This window comes from Streptomyces sp. AC602_WCS936, assembly GCF_019049125.1.
Classification (GTDB): Bacteria; Actinomycetota; Actinomycetes; order Streptomycetales; family Streptomycetaceae; genus Streptomyces.
In genome coordinates this window covers 64430-65314 of record NZ_JAGMUF010000121.1, presented here as the reverse complement: position 1 = coordinate 65314, position 885 = coordinate 64430, and the positions used below count along the sequence as shown (strand labels likewise).

Below are 885 nucleotides of genomic sequence, written 5' to 3'. Positions count from 1 at the left end.
TGGGTTGATAGGCCAGATATGGAAGCACCGCAAGGTGTGGAGTTGACTGGTACTAATAGGCCGAGGGCTTGTCCTCAGTTGCTCGCGTCCACTGTGTTAGTTCTGAGGCAACGAACAGTTGCCGGCTTTCGAGCTGAACAGAACAATTGAAGAGTGTGCTTGTTCGCTCGAAACCATTAGGGTTTCGGTGGTCATAGCGTAGGGGAAACGCCCGGTTACATTCCGAACCCGGAAGCTAAGCCTTACAGCGCCGATGGTACTGCAGGGGGGACCCTGTGGGAGAGTAGGACGCCGCCGAACAATCTTTGGGAAGGACCCCTGGTCCCCAGCGTTCAGCTGGGGACCAGGGGTCCTTTCGTTTTTTCAGGGCGCACCGGGTACCCGGCTGCGCGAGAATGACTTGCGGTACCGAAGACAGGAGTCACCCATGTCCACCAACTCTCCCGACGACCGACCGGAGCGCGATCAGCGGCGACGGGACAGTGGTGGCCGTGGTGACCGTTCCGGTCAGCGCGGGGACCGCGGCGGATTCCGTCGCGACAACGACCGTGATCGCGGTGGGTTCCGGCGGGACGACCGCCGAGGCGATGACCGTCGAGGAGACGACCGCGGGGGCCAGCGTGGCTTCCGTCGGGATGACCGCCGTGACGATCGTCGTGATGACCGGCGTGATGACAACCGCGGTGGTGGGTACGGACGTCGTGACGACCGGGACCGTGGACCGCGTCGTGATGACCGGGACCGTGGCGGGGACCGTGGGTTCCGCCGCGACGACCGTGGCGGCGACCGCCCCTCCTTCCGCCGCGACGACCGCGGCGGCGACCGCCCGTCGTTCCGCCGCGACGACCGTGGTGACCGCGGTGACCGCGGTGACCGTGGCGGCTT

1 rRNA gene and 1 pseudogene are annotated in these 885 nt (G+C 65.3%); one reads left to right on the top strand and one right to left on the bottom strand.

The features are described from left to right. Nucleotides 1–183: 183 nt before the first annotated feature. A 5S ribosomal RNA gene (gene rrf, locus KUM03_RS33535) occupies nt 184–300 on the top strand. Between the two features lie 121 nt (nt 301–421). Here rrf and KUM03_RS33530 read toward each other — a convergent pair. Then, nucleotides 422–885 (bottom strand): annotated as a pseudogene (locus tag KUM03_RS33530) (hypothetical protein); the annotation flags it as partial.